At 37.9% G+C, this 18,255-nt stretch carries 14 protein-coding genes and 1 riboswitch; of the genes, 10 read left to right on the top strand and 4 right to left on the bottom strand.

The features are described from left to right. The first annotated feature begins 35 nt into the window (after nucleotides 1-35). Complete coding sequence (locus KHA88_RS07870; RefSeq protein ID WP_213121701.1) at nucleotides 36-1,169, top strand: ATP-binding protein; 1,134 nt, start codon at nucleotides 36-38, stop codon at nucleotides 1,167-1,169. A gap of 63 nt (nucleotides 1,170-1,232) precedes the next feature. On the opposite strand, the gene KHA88_RS07865 is transcribed toward KHA88_RS07870, so the two are convergent. Beyond that, entirely contained in the window at nucleotides 1,233-1,682 is a 450-nt protein-coding gene (locus KHA88_RS07865; RefSeq protein WP_213096443.1) for an OsmC family protein, read from the bottom strand. Nucleotides 1,683-1,785: 103 nt separating this feature from the next. Here KHA88_RS07865 and KHA88_RS07860 point away from each other — a divergent pair, with 103 nt between their 5' ends. The 4 genes from KHA88_RS07860 to KHA88_RS07845 all read left to right on the top strand — a co-directional run bounded on the left by KHA88_RS07860 (nucleotide 1,786) and on the right by KHA88_RS07845 (nucleotide 8,898). After that, nucleotides 1,786-2,841 carry a M42 family metallopeptidase gene (locus KHA88_RS07860; protein WP_213096444.1) on the top strand — a complete coding sequence of 352 codons (1,056 nt, stop codon included), beginning with the start codon at nucleotides 1,786-1,788 and terminating at the stop codon, nucleotides 2,839-2,841. 117 nt (nucleotides 2,842-2,958) lie between these two features. Then, nucleotides 2,959-4,539, top strand: coding sequence for a peptide chain release factor 3 (locus KHA88_RS07855; RefSeq protein WP_213096445.1), 1,581 nt, complete (start codon nucleotides 2,959-2,961; stop codon nucleotides 4,537-4,539). A gap of 198 nt (nucleotides 4,540-4,737) precedes the next feature. Further along, nucleotides 4,738-7,842: an efflux RND transporter permease subunit gene (locus tag KHA88_RS07850; RefSeq protein ID WP_213096446.1), complete on the top strand. Its 3,105-nt coding sequence runs from the start codon at nucleotides 4,738-4,740 to the stop codon at nucleotides 7,840-7,842. Nucleotides 7,843-7,914: 72 nt separating this feature from the next. Then, a riboswitch (yybP-ykoY riboswitch) is annotated at nucleotides 7,915-8,084 on the top strand. 40 nt (nucleotides 8,085-8,124) lie between these two features. After that, nucleotides 8,125-8,898, top strand: coding sequence for a TerC family protein (locus tag KHA88_RS07845; protein WP_213096447.1), 774 nt, complete (start codon nucleotides 8,125-8,127; stop codon nucleotides 8,896-8,898). A gap of 33 nt (nucleotides 8,899-8,931) precedes the next feature. On the opposite strand, the gene KHA88_RS07840 is transcribed toward KHA88_RS07845, so the two are convergent. Further along, nucleotides 8,932-9,129: an alpha/beta-type small acid-soluble spore protein gene (locus tag KHA88_RS07840; protein ID WP_213096448.1), complete on the bottom strand. Its 198-nt coding sequence runs from the start codon at nucleotides 9,127-9,129 to the stop codon at nucleotides 8,932-8,934. Between the two features lie 213 nt (nucleotides 9,130-9,342). Between KHA88_RS07840 and KHA88_RS07835 the strand changes: the two genes are divergently transcribed. Then, the gene (locus tag KHA88_RS07835) at nucleotides 9,343-10,698 is read left to right on the top strand and encodes a TrkH family potassium uptake protein (RefSeq protein ID WP_213096449.1); all 1,356 of its coding nucleotides are present in this window, start codon (nucleotides 9,343-9,345) and stop codon (nucleotides 10,696-10,698) included. Nucleotides 10,699-10,740: 42 nt separating this feature from the next. Then, the gene (locus KHA88_RS07830) at nucleotides 10,741-11,727 is read left to right on the top strand and encodes a diaminopimelate dehydrogenase (RefSeq protein ID WP_213096450.1); all 987 of its coding nucleotides are present in this window, start codon (nucleotides 10,741-10,743) and stop codon (nucleotides 11,725-11,727) included. 807 nt (nucleotides 11,728-12,534) lie between these two features. Here the strand turns inward: KHA88_RS07830 and KHA88_RS07825 are convergent. Next, nucleotides 12,535-14,304: a B12-binding domain-containing radical SAM protein gene (locus tag KHA88_RS07825; RefSeq protein ID WP_213096451.1), complete on the bottom strand. Its 1,770-nt coding sequence runs from the start codon at nucleotides 14,302-14,304 to the stop codon at nucleotides 12,535-12,537. Nucleotides 14,305-14,489: 185 nt separating this feature from the next. After that, on the bottom strand, nucleotides 14,490-15,533 hold the full coding sequence (locus KHA88_RS07820) for an acyltransferase family protein (RefSeq protein WP_213097808.1): 1,044 nt from the start codon (nucleotides 15,531-15,533) through the stop codon (nucleotides 14,490-14,492). Between the two features lie 347 nt (nucleotides 15,534-15,880). Here KHA88_RS07820 and KHA88_RS07815 point away from each other — a divergent pair, with 347 nt between their 5' ends. The 3 genes from KHA88_RS07815 to KHA88_RS07805 all read left to right on the top strand — a co-directional run bounded on the left by KHA88_RS07815 (nucleotide 15,881) and on the right by KHA88_RS07805 (nucleotide 18,229). Continuing rightward, complete coding sequence (locus KHA88_RS07815) at nucleotides 15,881-16,138, top strand: aspartyl-phosphate phosphatase Spo0E family protein (RefSeq protein ID WP_213096452.1); 258 nt, start codon at nucleotides 15,881-15,883, stop codon at nucleotides 16,136-16,138. Between the two features lie 336 nt (nucleotides 16,139-16,474). Continuing rightward, complete coding sequence (locus tag KHA88_RS07810; protein WP_213096453.1) at nucleotides 16,475-17,350, top strand: SMP-30/gluconolactonase/LRE family protein; 876 nt, start codon at nucleotides 16,475-16,477, stop codon at nucleotides 17,348-17,350. Between the two features lie 84 nt (nucleotides 17,351-17,434). After that, a complete protein-coding gene (locus KHA88_RS07805; RefSeq protein WP_213096454.1) occupies nucleotides 17,435-18,229 on the top strand; it encodes an SDR family oxidoreductase in 795 nt (264 codons plus the stop codon). The last annotated feature ends 26 nt before the right edge of the window (nucleotides 18,230-18,255 follow it).

Below are 18,255 nucleotides of genomic sequence, written 5' to 3'. Positions count from 1 at the left end.
GACTAGAAGAGCTATAATGAAATTATTGGATTTGTTTGAAATCTTATAAAATAGGCAGAATGGGATTTTCCTTGCTATTAGGAGGGGCAGAATATCAAGTGAAGCTCATGGAAAGAGAAAAAGATTGTATCTTTGCTTCTAAAAATTCAGAAGTCATTATTAGGCGGTCATTAAAGGGCGTTTTTCTTGATGTGTCGCCATCTGTCAAAACTGCTTTTGGATATGATCCCGAGAACCTAATTGGTAAATCTTGTTTTGATTATATCCATTCTGATGATGTTGGCGATTTCCTATCTCCACTAGCCAAGGGTGAAATCGAAATAGCTACTTTTACTTATCGTGTTAAACATTCGGGCGGCCATTATATATGGATAGAAACAACTGCAGTTGCTGTAAAGAATCCGCACTCAAACATTCCAATAGAAATTCTTTCGATTGGACGAGACATTACAGACCGAAAGAAAACATATGATCAGGTGATCGAAGCAGAGAACCTATCTGCCATCGGCCAGCTTGCAGCAGGCATAGCTCACGATATTCGGAATCCGCTGACTACGGTAAAAGGCTTTCTTCAATTAATGGGATCTCAGAAAGAATTTAACAATGAATATTTAATTTTAATGCAAAATGAAATTGAAAGAATCGAACAAATTACAAAAGAATTGATGTTTATTGGTAAGCCTTCAGTTAATAACTACGAACAATTAGATATCATTAAGATATTAAAGGAAGTTACGATGCTACTGAAACCGGAAGCAATTAGCAACAATGTGAGCTTTGAATATAGTGGTATGCACATTCCGGTTTTCATTGTATGTGAAGAAATAAAGGTTAAGCAAGTTTTTATGAATATAATTAAAAATGGGATTGAAGCAATGGGTTGTAAGGGTGGAACTTTAACACTCGATGTAACAATCAACAATCAAGAAAATAGAGTAGTTATTGCTATCAGTGATGAAGGATGCGGCATATCCCAAGATGATTTGGAGAAAATAGGCGAACCTTTTTTTACAACAAAAGCAAAAGGCAATGGCCTCGGCTTAATGATGTGTAATAAAATTATTCAAGAACATAATGGAAGTATAGATGTAACGAGCGAGTTGAATCAAGGTACAACCTTTAAGATAGCACTTCCAAAATCGGCAAAATCAGGCATGATCGCTATATAAAAAAGAATTACCGCCACCCCTTTCCGAATGCCTACTGGACAAGAAAGGTGAGGGCGGTTTTATTTATTTTCCTACTGAGATATCTGTTTTAAGCTTTATTTCCACATTTCCGGCAAGGGCTCTTGATATCATGCAGCTTTTTTCAGCTTTTTCCGCAAGCTTTCCTGCCATGTTTATCTGTTTTTGTTCGCAAGCTTGAGGTAAGATAATCCGTGGTCGATGAATAATCGTCTTATATGTAATAACTCCCTGCTCAACTTCAACAATTCCTTCTGATTCCATTGAGAGACTAGAAACAGGAATAGAAGCACGCTCTAACATGGCGGCCAGCGTAATAATGTAGCATGTAGCAGCGGCACCGAGCAGCATCTCATCTGGATTTGTTCCTATTCCAGGTCCGTCCATTTCCGGAGGGATGGATACTTCTGTTTTTAAATTACTCGCTTCAATTTCCCCTACACTATTTCTGCCCCCAGGCCAATCTGCTTTTAAGAAAAAAGAATGTAAAGCCATCTTACATACCCCCAATTCAAGTAGCTAATGATATGATTATATCATCTTTACCAAATAACTTGGACTTTGGGGTGACTCACCCCGATAGAAGGGAGATAGAAGAATGGGGAATTTACCACAAATAAAAGAAACGATTATGTTGATTAGAGAGTTAGTCTCAATACCGAGTCCGTCCGGAAATACTAGTAAGGTAATCGATTTTTGTGAGCAATATTTAGAGGGGCTTGATCTAGAAATAAAGCAAAATCGAAAAGGTGGACTGCTAATAACAATCCCCGGGAAAGATAATGACCAACATCGGATGCTTACTGCCCACGTAGATACACTTGGAGCGATGGTCAAGGAGATCAAATCAAACGGAAGATTGAAGCTTGCAATGATCGGCGGTTTCCGCTGGAATTCCGTTGAAGGTGAATATTGTAAGATTGAAACTGAATCGGGCAATACATATACTGGTACTATCTTAATGAAACAAACATCGGTTCATGTGTATAAAGATGCTGGAGAAGCAAAAAGAAATGACGAGAATATTGAAGTTCGAATTGATGAAATGACAAATAGTGAGGAAGAGACGAGAAAGCTTGGCATCAATGTTGGTGATTTCGTATCCTTCGATCCTCGAGTGCAAGTAACCGAAAGCGGCTTTATTAAATCTCGTCATCTAGATGATAAAGCTAGTACGGCAATCTTGCTCCGAATGATCAAGTGGATTAAGGAGGAGGAAATTGAACTTCCCCACACGACTCACTTTTTAATCTCCAATAATGAAGAGATTGGCTATGGAGGTAATTCGAATATCACTCCTGAAACGGTGGAATATTTGGCTGTTGATATGGGGGCGCTTGGTGAGGGACAGTCTTCTGACGAATATACAGTGTCTATCTGTGCCAAGGATTCGAGTGGTCCTTACCATTACGGATTGCGGAAGCATCTTGTTAATTTAGCAAGAAAGAATAATGTCGAATACAGGGTAGATATATATCCTTATTATGGCTCTGATGCATCTGCAGCTATTAAGGCAGGCCACGATATTGTCCATGGCCTGATAGGTCCCGGAATTGAGTCATCCCATGCCTTTGAAAGAACACATGAATCTTCCCTTATTAATACCGAGAAGTTACTATATGCATATGTGCAGTCGCCTATAACTAATTATTAAATGGAATAAACCTCAATCAAAGTATAAAAGGATTGAGGTTTTTTTAATTTTCAATTGAAATCCACCCTATCTAGGAATATGATAGAAAAAGACTGAAAAACGGAAGGAATTATTTATATGGCAACTACATTGAAGGCAGAAGTGGAATCTAGAAGAACATTTGCAATTATTTCTCACCCGGATGCCGGGAAAACAACAATGACTGAAAAACTATTATATTTTGGCGGAGCTATTCGAGATGCTGGAACAGTAAAAGGTAAGAAAACAGGAAAATATGCTACGTCCGACTGGATGGAAATTGAAAAACAACGGGGAATATCAGTTACATCTTCGGTAATGCAATTTGATTACGAAGGGTTCCGTGTGAATATCCTCGATACACCTGGACACCAAGATTTTAGTGAAGACACTTATAGAACTTTAATGGCAGTAGATAGCGCGGTCATGATTATCGACTCAGCGAAAGGTATAGAGGAGCAGACGCTGAAACTGTTTAAAGTGTGTAGAATGCGTGGTATTCCTATTTTCACTTTTATTAATAAGTTGGACCGCCAAGGACGTCCACCATTGGAATTACTGGCTGAACTTGAAGAAGTCCTAGGAATAGAATCATATCCGATGAACTGGCCGATTGGGATGGGGAAAGAGTTTTATGGTATTTATGACCGTTACAACAAACGAATCGAACAATTTCGTGTAGAAGATGGCGACAGATTCTTGTCCTTGGATGAAAATGGTGAAGTTATTGGCGACCATCCATTAAAAGAATCGGATCTATATACTCAGGCTTTAGAGGAAATTATGCTCTTAGACGAAGCAGGTAATGAATTTTCTGCAGAGAAAGTAAATAATGGAACGTTGTCGCCAGTTTTCTTTGGGAGTGCATTGACCAATTTTGGCGTCCAAACTTTTCTGGAAACGTACTTGCAGTTTGCTCCTCCACCGCAACCGCGTATGGCAAACGAAGGAGAAATTGAAGCTGCAGCAGAAGGGTTCTCAGGCTTTGTGTTTAAAATTCAAGCAAATATGAATCCGGCGCATAGAGATCGAATAGCTTTTATTAGAATTTGCTCGGGTCAATTCGAGCGAGGCATGAATGTGACACTCGCAAGAACAGGTAAACAAATTAAACTTTCACAATCAACCCAGTTTTTGGCGGACGATCGAAGTACAGTGAATGCGGCTGTCAGTGGTGATATTATCGGGCTTTATGATACAGGCACATATCAAATTGGCGATACGCTTTACGAAGGCAAACGAAATATTCAGTACGAAAAATTGCCTCAATTTACACCTGAATTGTTTGTCAGAGTATCGGCCAAAAACGTCATGAAGCAAAAAAGCTTTCACAAGGGTGTGCAGCAGCTTGTGCAAGAAGGAGCTATCCAACTTTATAAAACATACAGGATGGAGGATTATATCCTCGGTGCTGTTGGTCAGCTCCAATTTGAAGTATTTGAACATCGGATGAAAAATGAGTACAATTCCGATGTCATCATGGAGTCGATCGGTTCTAAAATTGCTAGATGGATTGAGAATGATAAGATTGATGAATCGCTATCAAGCGGGCGCAGTATGCTTGTAAAAGATCGCTATGATAAACCATTATTTTTGTTTGAAAATGAATTTGCACTTCGCTGGTTTCAGGATAAAAATCCAGAAATCATTCTTAGCAATCCAATGGATGTTAATAGCTAAACCTTTTTCAGAAGAAAACACGGCCTTTCAAAGCCGTGTTTTTTATCTGTGTTTATATGGCAACGTTGTAGATGTAAAGCCGATAAACACGAGTAGAGTCTGCACTTTTCATATAATTCGTACTCGCATACTGATATAATAAAACTGTGAAAAACTGTAAGTACATAAAGAGGTCGAACCGGAAGGAGTTAAATAGTTATGAATTTGAGCAATTTTTCTATAAAAAGACCTGTTTTTACAATTGTAACGATGTTTCTTGTGATTATTCTCGGCATCGTTTCGTTGTTGAAAATACCGTTGAAGTTAATACCGGATATCAATCCACCTGTAGCGGTTGTCGTCACGTCTTATGAAGGTGCAAGTCCCGCTGAGGTCGTGGAAAAGGTGACGAAGCCGCTTGAGGCAAGCCTTGCGACACTTCCTGGAATAAAAAATGTCCAATCTATCTCTAAAGAGGGTTCAAATTTAATCCTTCTCGAGTTTTCTTGGACAACTTCGATAGATGATGTTCAAAATGACGTGCTTCAAAGAATCGATCAAACCCCTATTCCTTCTGATGCTGGAAAACCAAGATTTTTGAAATTTGACCCCGCACAGTTTCCCATCATTCAATTATCACTTAAAACGGACAAAGATGAAAAAAGTCTTCGTATATTAGCGGATAAGTTGACGAGTGAGCTCACTAGAGTTGAAGGAGTAGCGAGCGTAAATGTCACAGGTACATTAATAGATGAGATAAGAGTGAAGATTGATCAAGAACAATTGAAGAAATATGGACTTTCTCAGTCTGATGTGGTCAGTATCATCCAGGCAAATAATATTTCTATGCCTGGTGAAACAGTGCTTACTGAAGGAAAAGAGCTAACAACTCGAATTATTAGTATGGTTCATTCAGCTGATGAAATCGCCAATCTTGCAGTTACGGTCAATCCGATTACGGGTAAAAAAATTAGGGTGAAGGATGTTGCTAAAGTTGTACAGCAGGAGGAGCAATCAAATACGATTACTCGGACAAATAAACAACCATCAGTTCTCTTAAGTGTTCTTCAGGAAACAGACGCCAACACATCAGAAGTTTCAAGGGATTTTCAAAAAGAACTGAAGAATCAATTGAAAAAAGAACAATATAAAGGCATTGATTCCGATATTTTGTTCGACCAAGGTGATTATATAAGAATAGCAATCGGCAATATAGCTTCTTCCTTAGTTTTCGGCGGGGCACTTGCCATGTTAGTCTTGTTCTTGTTTTTACGGAACATTAAAAGCCCGCTTATTATTGGTGTTGCAATTCCATATTCTGTCATCGTTACCTTTGTGTTAATGTATTTTGCTAATTTTGCATTGAATATTATGACACTAGGAGGATTAGCTCTCGGAATTGGAATGCTTGTCGATAATGCTATCGTTGTTATTGAAAACATTTATCGACATCTTTCTATGGGGAAAGATCCAAAGACAGCAGCACGTGAAGGCTCTAAAGAGGTAGCAGGGGCAATTACGGCATCAACATTGACGACTGTAGCTGTTTTTCTCCCAGTGGTCTTTATTAGTGGACTGCTTGGTCAATTATTCAAGGAGTTTGCATTTACGATTTCTTTCAGTTTATTTGCATCATTATTTGTTGCATTAACAGTAATTCCGATGCTGGCCAGTAGATTGCTTAAGAAACCTGAGGGTGACTACGAAGCAAAAAGGCGTCGCTCTAAATCTTTGAATATGCTTGAACGTTCAATTCGCTGGTCTTTGCGACATAGAATGATCGTATTAATGACTGCCATATTGTTATTTGCAGGTGGAGTTTTAGGCCTGACTACTGTAGGGATGCAATTTTTACCCCCAACAGATGAAGGGTTTTTCAGCATTAACGTTAAACTAGAAAATGGAGCTGCCATAACAGAAACAGAAAAAGTCATTCATGCAATGGAAGAAAAGCTGAAGGTTGAAAAAGATGTTGATGCATACGTCAGTTTGATTGGATCCACCCAGGAGGCTACTTTTCAAGGTAATGGAATGGCGAATACAGCAGAGGTATATGTAAAATTAAGACCGCTTGAAAATCGAAGCCAATCACTGTTTGAAATTGTTGATACAATCAAACCAGTACTTGAAAAAGAAATAAAGAAGGTAAACGAGAAGGCTGAACTGCGTTTTAACGTACAAGCTGCATCTGGTATTACCCCGCAGACACTGACATTTAATGTGAAAGATACAAATAAACAGCGGTTGGAGAAAAGTGCCGATAAAATCTATAAAGTCTTAAATAACATAAATTACGTAACAGACTTATCGACCAGCACAGCAGATACAGTAGAAGAAATTCAAATTACCATCAATCGTGATGCCGCCTTTGACTCTGGCCTGGCTCCCGCGCAAATTGCAACGATTGTCAACGACGTGACAAGAGGGGTACAAGCATCGCAGGTCATTTCCGAAGAGTCCGATGTATATAGTGTATTTGTTGAATATGATGAGGAAGTCACTAGAAATATTAATAAATTAAAAACTTTATTAATTAAAAAACCTGATGGAAAGTATGCAAAATTAGGGGACGTTACGAAAATTGAAATCGGCACAGGACCTGTGGAAATTCAGCGGATAAACCAACAGGATTCTATTGAATTCACACTCAAATATAGTACAGAAACTAATCTCGGTACGATGACAAAAACGGTAGAAAAAGAAATAGCTGAGTTAAATCTTCCAAGCGAAACAGAAATCACATTTAGCGGTGAAACAGAGCTAATGAAAAACTCAATTAATGATATGATTATGGCTTTTATTTTGGCAATTGTTCTCATCTATATCGTGATGGCTGCACAGTTTGAATCCTTCAAATATCCGTTTGTTATTATGTTTACTGTTCCATTAATGGTGGTTGGTGTGGCAATCGCTCTTCTTGCTGCTCGTATACCTCTCAGTATACCTGCTTTGATCGGAGTGATTATTCTAGCAGGCATCGTTGTCAATAATGCGATTGTCATTGTTGATTACATCAATCAGCGAAAGCAGGCGGGGCTTTCTAGTCTTGAGGCACTTGTCGAATCTGTAAAAGATCGTGCTCGACCGATTATGATGACGGCTTTAACAACGATTCTTGGTCTTGTTCCACTTGCCTTGGGAATCGGTGAAGGTACTGAAATGAATCAGCCGATGGGAATTACAGTGATTGGTGGGCTTGTGAGTAGTACTCTATTAACATTATTTGTCATTCCAGTAGTGTATAGTTTATTTGATCCCGAAACTAGGAAGATGAATAAGAAAAAGAAACGCATTCAATCTTATGATGAAGGGTTTAAAAAATAATAATAGAACGAAACAATATTATTGCACCATTAGCATTCATCAATTATAATAAAATAAACATCATATATTTGACTTTCAGTCAAAGGGGAGTAGCGGTAGGTGAGATCGAGTCGATCCACCTAAAACAAAGTCGTCATTTCGTGAAGTCATTCACCGGCTTTGTTGGCATTACATATGTCAAGCAAGACCTTTGCCCATTAGGCAGAGGTCTTTTTGTATTTCATTTTCAATCAAAAATATCTGCCTGTGGGGATGTTAAAAGTAGAACGGGGGAATTTTTTGATGGAAATGTCAATGTTTTTAGAGTATGCGTGGGTATTACTTGTATTGATTGGTTTAGAAGGTATTTTGGCAGCAGATAATGCAGTGGTCATGGCAGTTATGGTTAAGCATTTACCGGAAAAACTTCAAAAGAAGGCTTTATTTTATGGATTATTAGGTGCTTTTATTTTCCGCTTTGCGGCCTTGTTTCTAATTACATTTCTCGTTAATGTTTGGCAAATCCAGGCGATTGGCGCAGCATACTTAATCTTTCTGGCTGCTCATCATTTAGTGAAAAATCGTAAGGCAAATCCTGTTAAAGTTAAAAAAGTAAAAAATGGTAAAAGTAATTCTTTTTGGATGACGGTTCTTAAAGTTGAAATAGCCGATATTGCATTTGCAATTGATTCGATGCTTGCTGCGGTGGCACTTGCCGTTACATTAAAACCAACTGGTTGGTTTCATGTTGGTGGCATCGACGGAGGGCAATTTATCGTCATGCTCCTAGGTGGATTAATTGGAGTTGTTATCATGCGTTTTGCGGCCACTTCATTTGTTAAGCTCTTATCAAAATATCCAACACTGGAAACAGCAGCTTTCTTAATTGTTGGGTGGGTTGGAGTAAAGCTGACTATCTTTACATTGGCGCATCCAAATGTACAAGTATTAAATGAGCATTTCCCGGAATCAGCGGGATGGAAAATGACTTTTTGGATTGTCTTGATCGGGATCGCGGTTGGAGGCTACCTAATCTCGAAGAAAAAAGAAAAAGCTGTTTTTCAGGAAAGTAATTAGAAAATAAGCTGTCCCAGAGTGGGACAGCTTATTTTATTCTTGATTTCCTCTAAGCTGAGATTGTGCCTGTTGAACTAATCTTTTCGTAATTTCTCCGCCAACTGAACCGTTTCCTCTTGCGACTGTATCTCCGCTAAGCGTTACGCCAAATTCTTGGGCAATTTCATACTTCACTTGATCCATATATTGTTCAATCCCAGGTACAAGCAGCTTATTACTTTGTCTTGCCATATAAGACACCCCTTTACTTGTATTTTGTTACGTATTCGTAGTATGGATGTATTAGTATAAAAGCATAACTGGGAAATGGATTCTGGATTGGAATGAAAATGCAACCGTAGAATTATTACTAATTCAATGATTAATTTTGCATTTTTCTTTTCTTTATATCTTTTTTTCATTAAGATAGAAGAATGATGTTTATGATAGGGGATAACAGCCATCATGCGACGCCTACAAAGATATAAATTGACCAAGCTTACACCTTTTCGAATCCTTGTTTCTTATTATTTTTTTACAGTAGCTCTCTCTGCTGGACTTCTTAGCCTTCCTTTCGCCCGGAAGGTAGATGCTGACTGGTCCTTCATGGATGCAATTTTCACGGCTGCCAGTGCTGTAAGTGTTACCGGGCTAAGTACAATCAGCATTGCTGATACATTTAATGTGTATGGCATTTTCCTGCTCATGTTGGTTCTGCAAATTGGCGGAATTGGAATTATGACAATTAGCACATTTTTTTGGCTGTTTCTTGGAAAGAAGATTGGATTGAAACATCGACAGTTGATTCGAACCGATCAAAATCAGATTAATTTAGCAGGACTGGTTGGTCTACTTAAACAAATTGTATTTTTGATCTTGCTTATCGAAGCAATTGGTGCGCTTGTACTTGGAATGTACTATTTAAATTACTTTCATACATGGCAGGAGGCATTTCTTCAAGGGCTATTCGCTTCCGTCAGTGCCACGACAAATGCAGGTTTTGATATTACAGGTGAGTCGCTCATACCGTTTGCGAAAGATTATTTTGTCCAGTTTGTTACAATGCTTCTCATTATACTAGGAGCCATTGGTTTCCCAGTATGGATTGAGGTAAAGAGATTCCTTCTTCATAAAGATGAAAAAGTTAGATTCCGCTTTAGTTTATTTACAAAAATAACGACTGCCACCTATTTTTTACTTTTAGTCGTTGGAACATTGATCATTTTTATTTTTGAATATAATGGTTATTTTGCCGATAAGTCTTGGCATCAATCCTTTTTTTATGCTTTGTTTCAGTCAACAACAATGAGGAGCGCAGGCCTTTTAACGCTGGATATAAATCAATTATCCATTTCAACCATTCTTTTTATGTCTACACTTATGTTTATTGGTGCTTCACCAAGCTCAGTAGGTGGGGGGATTCGGACAACAACATTTGCATTGAATATCCTTTTCCTCTTTCATTTTGCTAGGGGAAATACAACAATTAAAATTTTTAAGCGTGAGATCCATCAGGAAGACGTAATCAAGGCATTAGTAGTCTTAATGCTTGCAGTAATTCTCTCGGGTACTTCAATATTATTGTTATCAATTACAGAAGACGCCAGCTTGATTGCCATTATTTTCGAAGTCGCATCTGCGTTCGGAACTTGCGGTGCATCAATGGGAATCACACCATATTTAACGGATTTTGGTAAATCACTCCTTATATTATTAATGTTTATCGGTAGAATTGGAATTTTATCGTTTTTGTTTACAATGGCAAGCAATGAAAAAGCTCCCGACTATCATTATCCTAAGGAAAGAGTGATTATAGGTTAATGAACATTTACATAAATTTATTTTGCTTCAGGAGGAGAAAAAATGGAAAAGAAAATTAGAATTGGAATAACAGGTTATGGAAATTTGGGAAAAGGAGTAGAAGCAGCAATTAAACAAAATCAAGACTTGGAATTGGTTGCTGTTTTTTCACGCCGCGACCCAGCCAGTGTTGGTGTAAAAGATCCGAATATTAAAGTTCTACCGATATCTGAAGCGGAAAATTACAAAAACGATATTGACGTGATGATTTTATGTGGCGGTTCGGCCACGGACCTTCCTGAACAAGGGCCGGCGTTCGCCACACACTTTAATACAATTGATAGCTATGATACACACGCAAAAATACCGGCATACTTTGCAACGATGAATCAAGCGGCAAAATCCTCAGGGAAAACAAGCATTATTTCTGTTGGTTGGGATCCAGGGATGTTCTCCATGAACAGGTTGCTTGGAGAAGCGATTCTGCCAGTAGGCGAAACATATACATTTTGGGGAAAAGGTTTGAGTCAGGGGCATTCAGATGCCGTCCGTCGTGTTGATGGTGTGAAGGCAGCGGTCCAATATACGATCCCAATTGAGGAAGCTGTAAACCGAGTAAGAAACGGAGAAAACCCAGAGCTGTCAACAAAGGAAAAGCATCTACGAGAATGTTTCGTCGTTGCCGAAGAAGGGGCAGACAAATCTAAAATAGAAGAAACAATCAAAACGATGCCGCACTACTTTTCAGATTACCAAACAAAGGTGAATTTTATCACAGAAGAAGAACTTCATGCTAACCACTCAAAAATGATGCATGGTGGTTTTGTGATCAGAAGTGGGGAAACAGGTAGCGGGAATAATCAAATCGTTGAATATTCGTTAAAACTCGACAGCAATCCCGAATATACTGCTAGCGTCTTAACTGCTTATGCAAGAGCGGCATACAAAATGAATCAAGAAGGACAGGCGGGTGCAAAAACGGTATTTGACGTGCCAATTGGACATCTATCACCTAAATCTCCTGCTCAACTAAGGAAAGAATTATTGTAGACATCAAAAACCGGCGTTATACGCCGGTTTCAGACTGTAGACAAACTCGAAAAAAACGAATTGTTTACAGTCTTTTTTTTTATTGGATAGAGCAGGTTTTCCGAAGCTTACCGCTCGCTTTCCGCGGGGCGAGCGCCGAGCCGCTTCGTTGCTGCGCTCCTGCAGGGTCTCGGCTGTCTCGCTTATCCCGCAGGAGTCGAGCGGACGCTTCTCCAAACCAATAAAGGACTATATTTTACTTTTCGACATCACAGCTTCAACCATTTCATTTACCAAGTGTGTGTAATGATACTCTGGTATGAGTGCTTTAATATCAAAAATCACTTGAATTTAACATTTATTATAAGGTTTGAGTAGGGGCTAATAGTCTTTTTGTGTTCTTTTTTCCTCAGTCTGTGGAAGAAGTACCAATTGGGAGGTATAATTTTCATTAGTGATCATTTAATTGCTCATAAAAATCGTCCCTTTCTTAAATGGTGTGTAGTAACTTTATTTTACTAAAAAGGACGATTTTTTTGTGTTCTTCTCTAAAAAAATGGCTATTTCAAAGCCAAACTTTCATATTTTGCACTCTGTTGATTGGAGTGGAAGGCGCGAAGACTCCTGCGGGAGTACGGGGCAGGGGAGACCCCGCAGGAGCGAAGCGACGAGGAGGCTCCCCGGCACGCCCGCGGAAAGCGAAGCGCCTGGAGCGGAAATCAACGGACCCATTTAACTGCCGAAAAATTTAAAATAAGAGGGGCTACCAAAGGTCAGTTACATGACTTTTTGAACAGCCCCCCTTTTGTCTTCAATCTGAAACCGGCGTTATACGCCGGTTTTTGTTTGTCTTGTTTTATTATCTAGTGAATATATAGTTGAATTTCCATTTGTTGGTTCAAAATAGATAAGCCCATATGAAGGCGTCTCGATGATTTTACCAGTTTCTATATAAGCAGCAAGGTTGAATGGAAATAATTCAATTAAAGTGTGCTTATAAAGCTCTCGCTCATTCAAATTCAAACTAGCGAATTCTTTTCCAATAATCGAATGGTCATTAAGTATGGTAGCATAAAGATCAGACCGTTCTTTTTTATCAAGCGGGCTTTTCCACCATGCTTTACGAGGCTTATAACGCTGATTTACTAAATAATCGTATTTCATCAATCCTTCAGCAATTTCGGAGTTTGGAATTTGTTTCTCATGAAGGAATTGCTTCAGTCTTCTATATAAATCTTCAAGCTGGTGACCGATTCGGGACCAACCTTGTTGATCCCAGTACGTCCCAAACTCTTGGAAAAAGTCAAATGGCGTTTCAAAGCTTTTGGAAGTTAAATATTCTACTGTATGGTCCATTCGGTGGTCGTTCCAATACTTTTCCAACACATCTTCAACTTGTTTAATCCTTACAATATCATCAAAATCAAGGACGTTGTTTTCAAGTATTTCATATGGTGAATGATCCATATAGATATAGCCATACTGCTTGGCTTGAATTCTTAATCCTGTACCACGAAGCATTTTTAAAAAACCGAGCTGCAGCTCTTCTGGTCCAAGCGCGAATACATCGTTAAATGTTTGCCGGAAAGAATCGTAGTTTTCCTCAGGAAGGCCGGCGATTAAATCAAGATGTTGGGCAATTTTCCCGCCTTCCTTAACCATCGTCACTGTACGAGACAGCTTTTCAAAACTTTGCCTTCTTTTGACAAGTTCATTGGTTAGATCATTCGTGGATTGAACGCCTATTTCAAAACGGAATAATCCCGGTGGTGCCTCTTTATTTAAGAATTCGATAACCTCAGGTCTCATAATATCGCCAGTGATTTCAAATTGGAAGACTGTACCTGGCCGGTGCTCGTCAATTAAAAACTGGAACATTTCCATTGCATAGCTTCGACTAATATTAAAGGTTCTGTCGACGAACTTGATTGTTTTTGCACCGTGATCCATTAAATAAGTAATATCTTCTTTAATCTTATCCCGGTTAAAGTATCTAACCCCCACCTCAATGGAGGATAGGCAAAACTGACAACTGAAAGGACAACCCCTGCTTGTTTCGATATAAACAACACGCTTGGATAAGTGAGGAATATCTTCGGGAAATCTGAAAGGTGAAGGAAGTTCACGCAAGTCAATCTTATTGCGAACGGTATTTATAACAGGCTTCCCGTCTCTCATAAAGCCAATTCCATGGACATCTTCAATTTTTCTGTCTCCACTGAATGATTCTAACAACTGCTTAAATGTTTCTTCACCTTCACCCATAACTATGCAATCGACCTGGGGAAGTCTTTTAAGCCAGTAAATGACATCATAGGACACTTCAGGGCCACCTAATACGATTTTCACTTCCGGAAGTATTTTTCGAATGTTTTCAACTACTTTAATAGTCTCTTCTATATTCCAAATATAGCAGCTGAATCCGATCACATCAGGTTTTTTTGTAAATAGGTCGGTAACAATATTCATTGTTGGATCTTTAATCGTATATTCCGCAAGTTCTATATCATAGTCTGGTGCAGCGTATGATTTTAAATAACGGATGGCTAAATTTGTATGGATATATTTTGCATTAAGTGTACTTGCAATAATTTTCATGAAAAAATACTTGCTCCTTTTCGCTGATACTCATTCCTACCCATTTTACAGGACTTATACTAAAACCTCAACGTATGGAGAAAATGTAAAATAGTGCGAAAAATTGAAGGAGTTTTATCATAAAGGTCGAATTTCCTTAATAAAGGAAAAACAGCCCGAAATTGGGCTGTTAAAGGTTATAACCTTTATTCATTTTGGACCTTTCCTTTTGGCTCTTTAAGGTTCTCTTTGAAATCGTATATTGTCTTTTTCCACCTTGACCACCTCAGCTCAATAATCGGTTGTGCGGCAGTGGTTACTACTTTACTGGATAGAAAGAGGGTGAGTAATAATGTCAAAATTAACATGATAAAGATTGTTTGTGAGTTATTTAAATAGGCCTCTATGTTACTGCCTCTGAATGTACGAACAATAAACCCGTGAAGCAAATAAACATAAAGTGTATTGCCCCCCCATTTTGTAAAAAAGACCCTTCTACGCGGTACGAAAGCAAAAAAACTTCCAATCATAATAAAATTAATACCGTAAATACTCATTCGCTTTAATAATCCAATTGCTGAAATTGATTCTAAGTGGCTATAAGGTTTAGAACCGAGCAGCCATTGCTCATTCAATTCTGGGAAATAAATAATTCCTAAAGCGACAATCATTATGGTTATTGCGGCCAGTAGTTTACCGGGGCGTGTCGTAATTGCCTGGAAATGCTCCTTTTTCAAGTAATATCCGACTAAGAAAAAAGGAAAGAAAACAAAGGTCCTTGAAAGACTTAGGTAATTTGAAATCCAATCTGCATATCCTACTGCTAGCCCGATCGCAAAAGCAATCACTAACGAATGTATAGGCTTTAATTTATTGAATATAAGTAACATGATATTCCAACAAAACAAACTGATCAGAAACCAAAGCGACCAATGAGGATTGAGTATATCAACCTTGAATATTGATTTACTGAATAAAAAATAATAAAAAATCGAATAGATGAATTGAAAAATAACATATGGAAGAATTAACTTTTTAGTGATTTTTCCTATATAACCTGACTCATAAATTCCTTTAGCGAAAAATCCTGAAACAAGAATAAATGCTGGCATATGAAATGTGTAAATCAATTTATAAAGATTAGAAATTAAGTTGTCTGAGTCAATATACGATTTAAGCAAATGCCCAAACACGACGAAAAATATTAATATGAATTTTGCATTATCAAAATAATAATCTCTTTTTGTCATCAACATCACCAGTTTCATAGTTGTTGGCGTTATTTTACCCTTGAATGACTCAGATAAACATTACGATTTCTTAACGATTAAGTGACAACTATTAAAAGCGTATGATCACATGGAAAATCAAATTTTTACTAGATGTGGTGAAAATAAGGGTAATATGAAAGAAATAGGAGTCAAATTGGCAGAAGTTGTAATGACAATTGTTACAGATGAACGACGAATTGTTAATAAGTAGTGACAATTCACGAAAAAAATGTCTAATTTTGCGAATCTATTTACAATTAAAAATATAGCTGAGATAATGACATAGTTGAGTTTTTAAGGAGTATATAATTGGAGGAGAAAAATAAATGCATTGTAGAGGCAAGGAGCAAATAAGATTTTTACTGCGAATTCAAGAGAAGCGTGATGAAATGTGTTTACATGGAGAGAAACATGGATTATGTGCGGCTATTACAATTGCTTGCAGCCGAGAGCTCGATTCTTTATTAAATGAATATTACCAACTATTTCAAGCAGAAAAATACACCAAGACTCCCAGCAGGGTTCCACGCAAAGCCGGTATTAATTTCTATATTAAACAACAAAGATTATCCTCTGCAAAATAACTATTTTTCACCGAATTTTTAAAAAAGAATGTAAAAATGAAGGATTAAAACAATCTATGTCGAATATTACCTCTATACTAAATTTTTGCTTCTTAATATATACACAAATATTATAGAGGAGAATGATTGTATCGGTAAAGCTACATAGCAATGATATTACTAAAAAAAATAGTTTATTATTGAACAGAACAGTTCGATGGGGATCCAATGGACAGTTCAAAAGTAAAAATTGAAAACTTAAAAAAGCTAAAGAAATAATTTACTAGTGCTGAAACTCCGATTAAATCGGGGTTTTTTCATAGTTTAACTTATTAAAATAAGAAAGGTCTGAATAAAATGGTTGAACATGTTGAACTAATTGTCGACGCACAAGCAGAATTAGGAGAGGGACCATCATGGGATGCTGAATCTAAAGTCTTATATTGGGTTGATATTTTAGGAAAGCAAATTCATACATATGAACCTTCATCTGGAAGTACAGGCATTATCCAATTGGATGAGCATATCGGTGCTGTAGTGCCAAGAAAAAACGGTGGACTTGTTGCAGTGCTTCAAAGCGGATTTTATTTTATTGATTTGCCATCTGAACGTTTAACCTTTATTGAAAATCCTGAAGAACATTTGGAAAATAATCGATTTAACGATGGAAAATGCGATCCTAATGGAAGGTTTTGGGCTGGAACAATGGCTTATGATGGTGCAGAAGGACAAGCGAGCCTATATTGTTTTGAGCAAGGGAATCACGTTAAGAAAGTATTGGATAATGTGACTATCTCAAATGGGATTGCTTGGAGTCCTGATTTTAAGACTATGTATTATATTGATACTCCAACAAGACAAGTAGTCTCATATGACTATGACATGAAAACTGGTGAAATCTCAAACAAACGAATTGCTGTTGTTATCCCGCATGAAATGGGAGGACCGGATGGAATGACATCCGATTTAGAAGGAAATATATGGATCGCCCATTGGGGAGGTTTCCAAGTGACACGATGGAATCCAAAAACTGGAGAATTACTTGTTTCAATTCCCATTCCCGCACCACAAGTAACATCATGTGTCTTCGGTGGAGAAAATCTTGACGAATTATACATTACAACAGCTAGAACAGGACTGGATCAGGAAACATTAGAGAAATACCCACATGCAGGTGGTCTTTTTCGTGTGAAAACAGGGATAAAAGGTTCTGATACTTTTAAGTTTGGGTAAGATTTATGAAATTTCTTTTTTATAGGACTAGAACACTCCAAATTGGGTAAACTCTCCAAAAGATTAAAATGGAGGGTCCCTATTATGGAAGATCATCAGCTAAGTTTGCAAAACAAAGTAGCTATTATTACAGGAGCGGCGTCAGGCATTGGAAAAGCTGCCGCATTGAGATTAGCAAAAGCGGGAGCTGCAATCGGACTGCTTGATCTAAAAGAAGAAAAGGCAGAAAAAGTTAAGGAAGAAATTATACAACTTGGTGGTAAAGCCTTTATTGTTGATGTAGACTTATCTGATCCAAAACGTGTTGAAAATGGTATCAATGAAGTAGTAAGTGAATTTGGACGCTTGGATATCGTTTTTGCCAATGCAGGAATTAACGGTGTTGTCACGCCAATTGAAGATTTTTCTCCTGAAGACTGGGACCACACATTGTCAACTAACTTAAAAAGCACATTCTTAACAGTAAAATACTCCATACCCCATTTAAAGAAAAATGGCGGAAGTATTATTATTACTAGTTCCATCAATGGAAATAGAAAGTTTTCAGGAATCGGGATGTCAGCATATAGCAGTTCCAAAGCAGGTCAAATGGCATTTGGAAAAATGGCAGCTTTAGAGCTATCAACATATAAAATTCGAGTCAATATTATCTGCCCCGGAGCAATCGAAACAAATATTGGCGAAAACACACATCCGGATCAGGAAAAACTGAAGAAAGTCCAAATTCCTGTAGAATATCCCGAGGGCAGTCATCCTCTTGAAGATGCCCCAGGTAAACCAGAACAAGTAGCAAATCTTATCCATTTTTTGGCGTCTGATGCATCGAGCCATATTTCTGGGTCTGAAATTTACATTGACGGAGCAGAAACATTACTTTAATTACTATATGAGAAATAGAGTAGGCG

It is taken from the genome of Lederbergia citrea, from assembly GCF_018343525.1.
GTDB classification, from domain to species: Bacteria; Bacillota; Bacilli; order Bacillales; family Bacillaceae_C; genus Lederbergia; species Lederbergia citrea.
Note: the sequence above shows the minus strand (reverse complement) of the source record. Positions and strands in the feature narration are given on the sequence as shown.

Bases quoted from the DNA above. Each gene is read 5' to 3' on its own strand.
- KHA88_RS07855 (WP_213096445.1), top strand. From the start codon at position 2,959: ATGGCAACTACATTGAAGGCAGAAGTGGAATCTAGAAGAACATTTGCA.
- KHA88_RS07825 (WP_213096451.1), bottom strand. From the start codon at position 14,304: ATGAAAATTATTGCAAGTACACTTAATGCAAAATATATCCATACAAAT.
- KHA88_RS07820 (WP_213097808.1), bottom strand. From the start codon at position 15,533: ATGACAAAAAGAGATTATTATTTTGATAATGCAAAATTCATATTAATA.
- KHA88_RS07850 (WP_213096446.1), top strand. From the start codon at position 4,738: ATGAATTTGAGCAATTTTTCTATAAAAAGACCTGTTTTTACAATTGTA.
- KHA88_RS07840 (WP_213096448.1), bottom strand. From the start codon at position 9,129: ATGGCAAGACAAAGTAATAAGCTGCTTGTACCTGGGATTGAACAATAT.
- KHA88_RS07835 (WP_213096449.1), top strand. From the start codon at position 9,343: ATGCGACGCCTACAAAGATATAAATTGACCAAGCTTACACCTTTTCGA.
- KHA88_RS07865 (WP_213096443.1), bottom strand. From the start codon at position 1,682: ATGGCTTTACATTCTTTTTTCTTAAAAGCAGATTGGCCTGGGGGCAGA.
- KHA88_RS07830 (WP_213096450.1), top strand. From the start codon at position 10,741: ATGGAAAAGAAAATTAGAATTGGAATAACAGGTTATGGAAATTTGGGA.
- KHA88_RS07860 (WP_213096444.1), top strand. From the start codon at position 1,786: ATGGGGAATTTACCACAAATAAAAGAAACGATTATGTTGATTAGAGAG.
- KHA88_RS07805 (WP_213096454.1), top strand. From the start codon at position 17,435: ATGGAAGATCATCAGCTAAGTTTGCAAAACAAAGTAGCTATTATTACA.
- KHA88_RS07845 (WP_213096447.1), top strand. From the start codon at position 8,125: ATGGAAATGTCAATGTTTTTAGAGTATGCGTGGGTATTACTTGTATTG.
- KHA88_RS07810 (WP_213096453.1), top strand. From the start codon at position 16,475: ATGGTTGAACATGTTGAACTAATTGTCGACGCACAAGCAGAATTAGGA.
- KHA88_RS07815 (WP_213096452.1), top strand. From the start codon at position 15,881: ATGCATTGTAGAGGCAAGGAGCAAATAAGATTTTTACTGCGAATTCAA.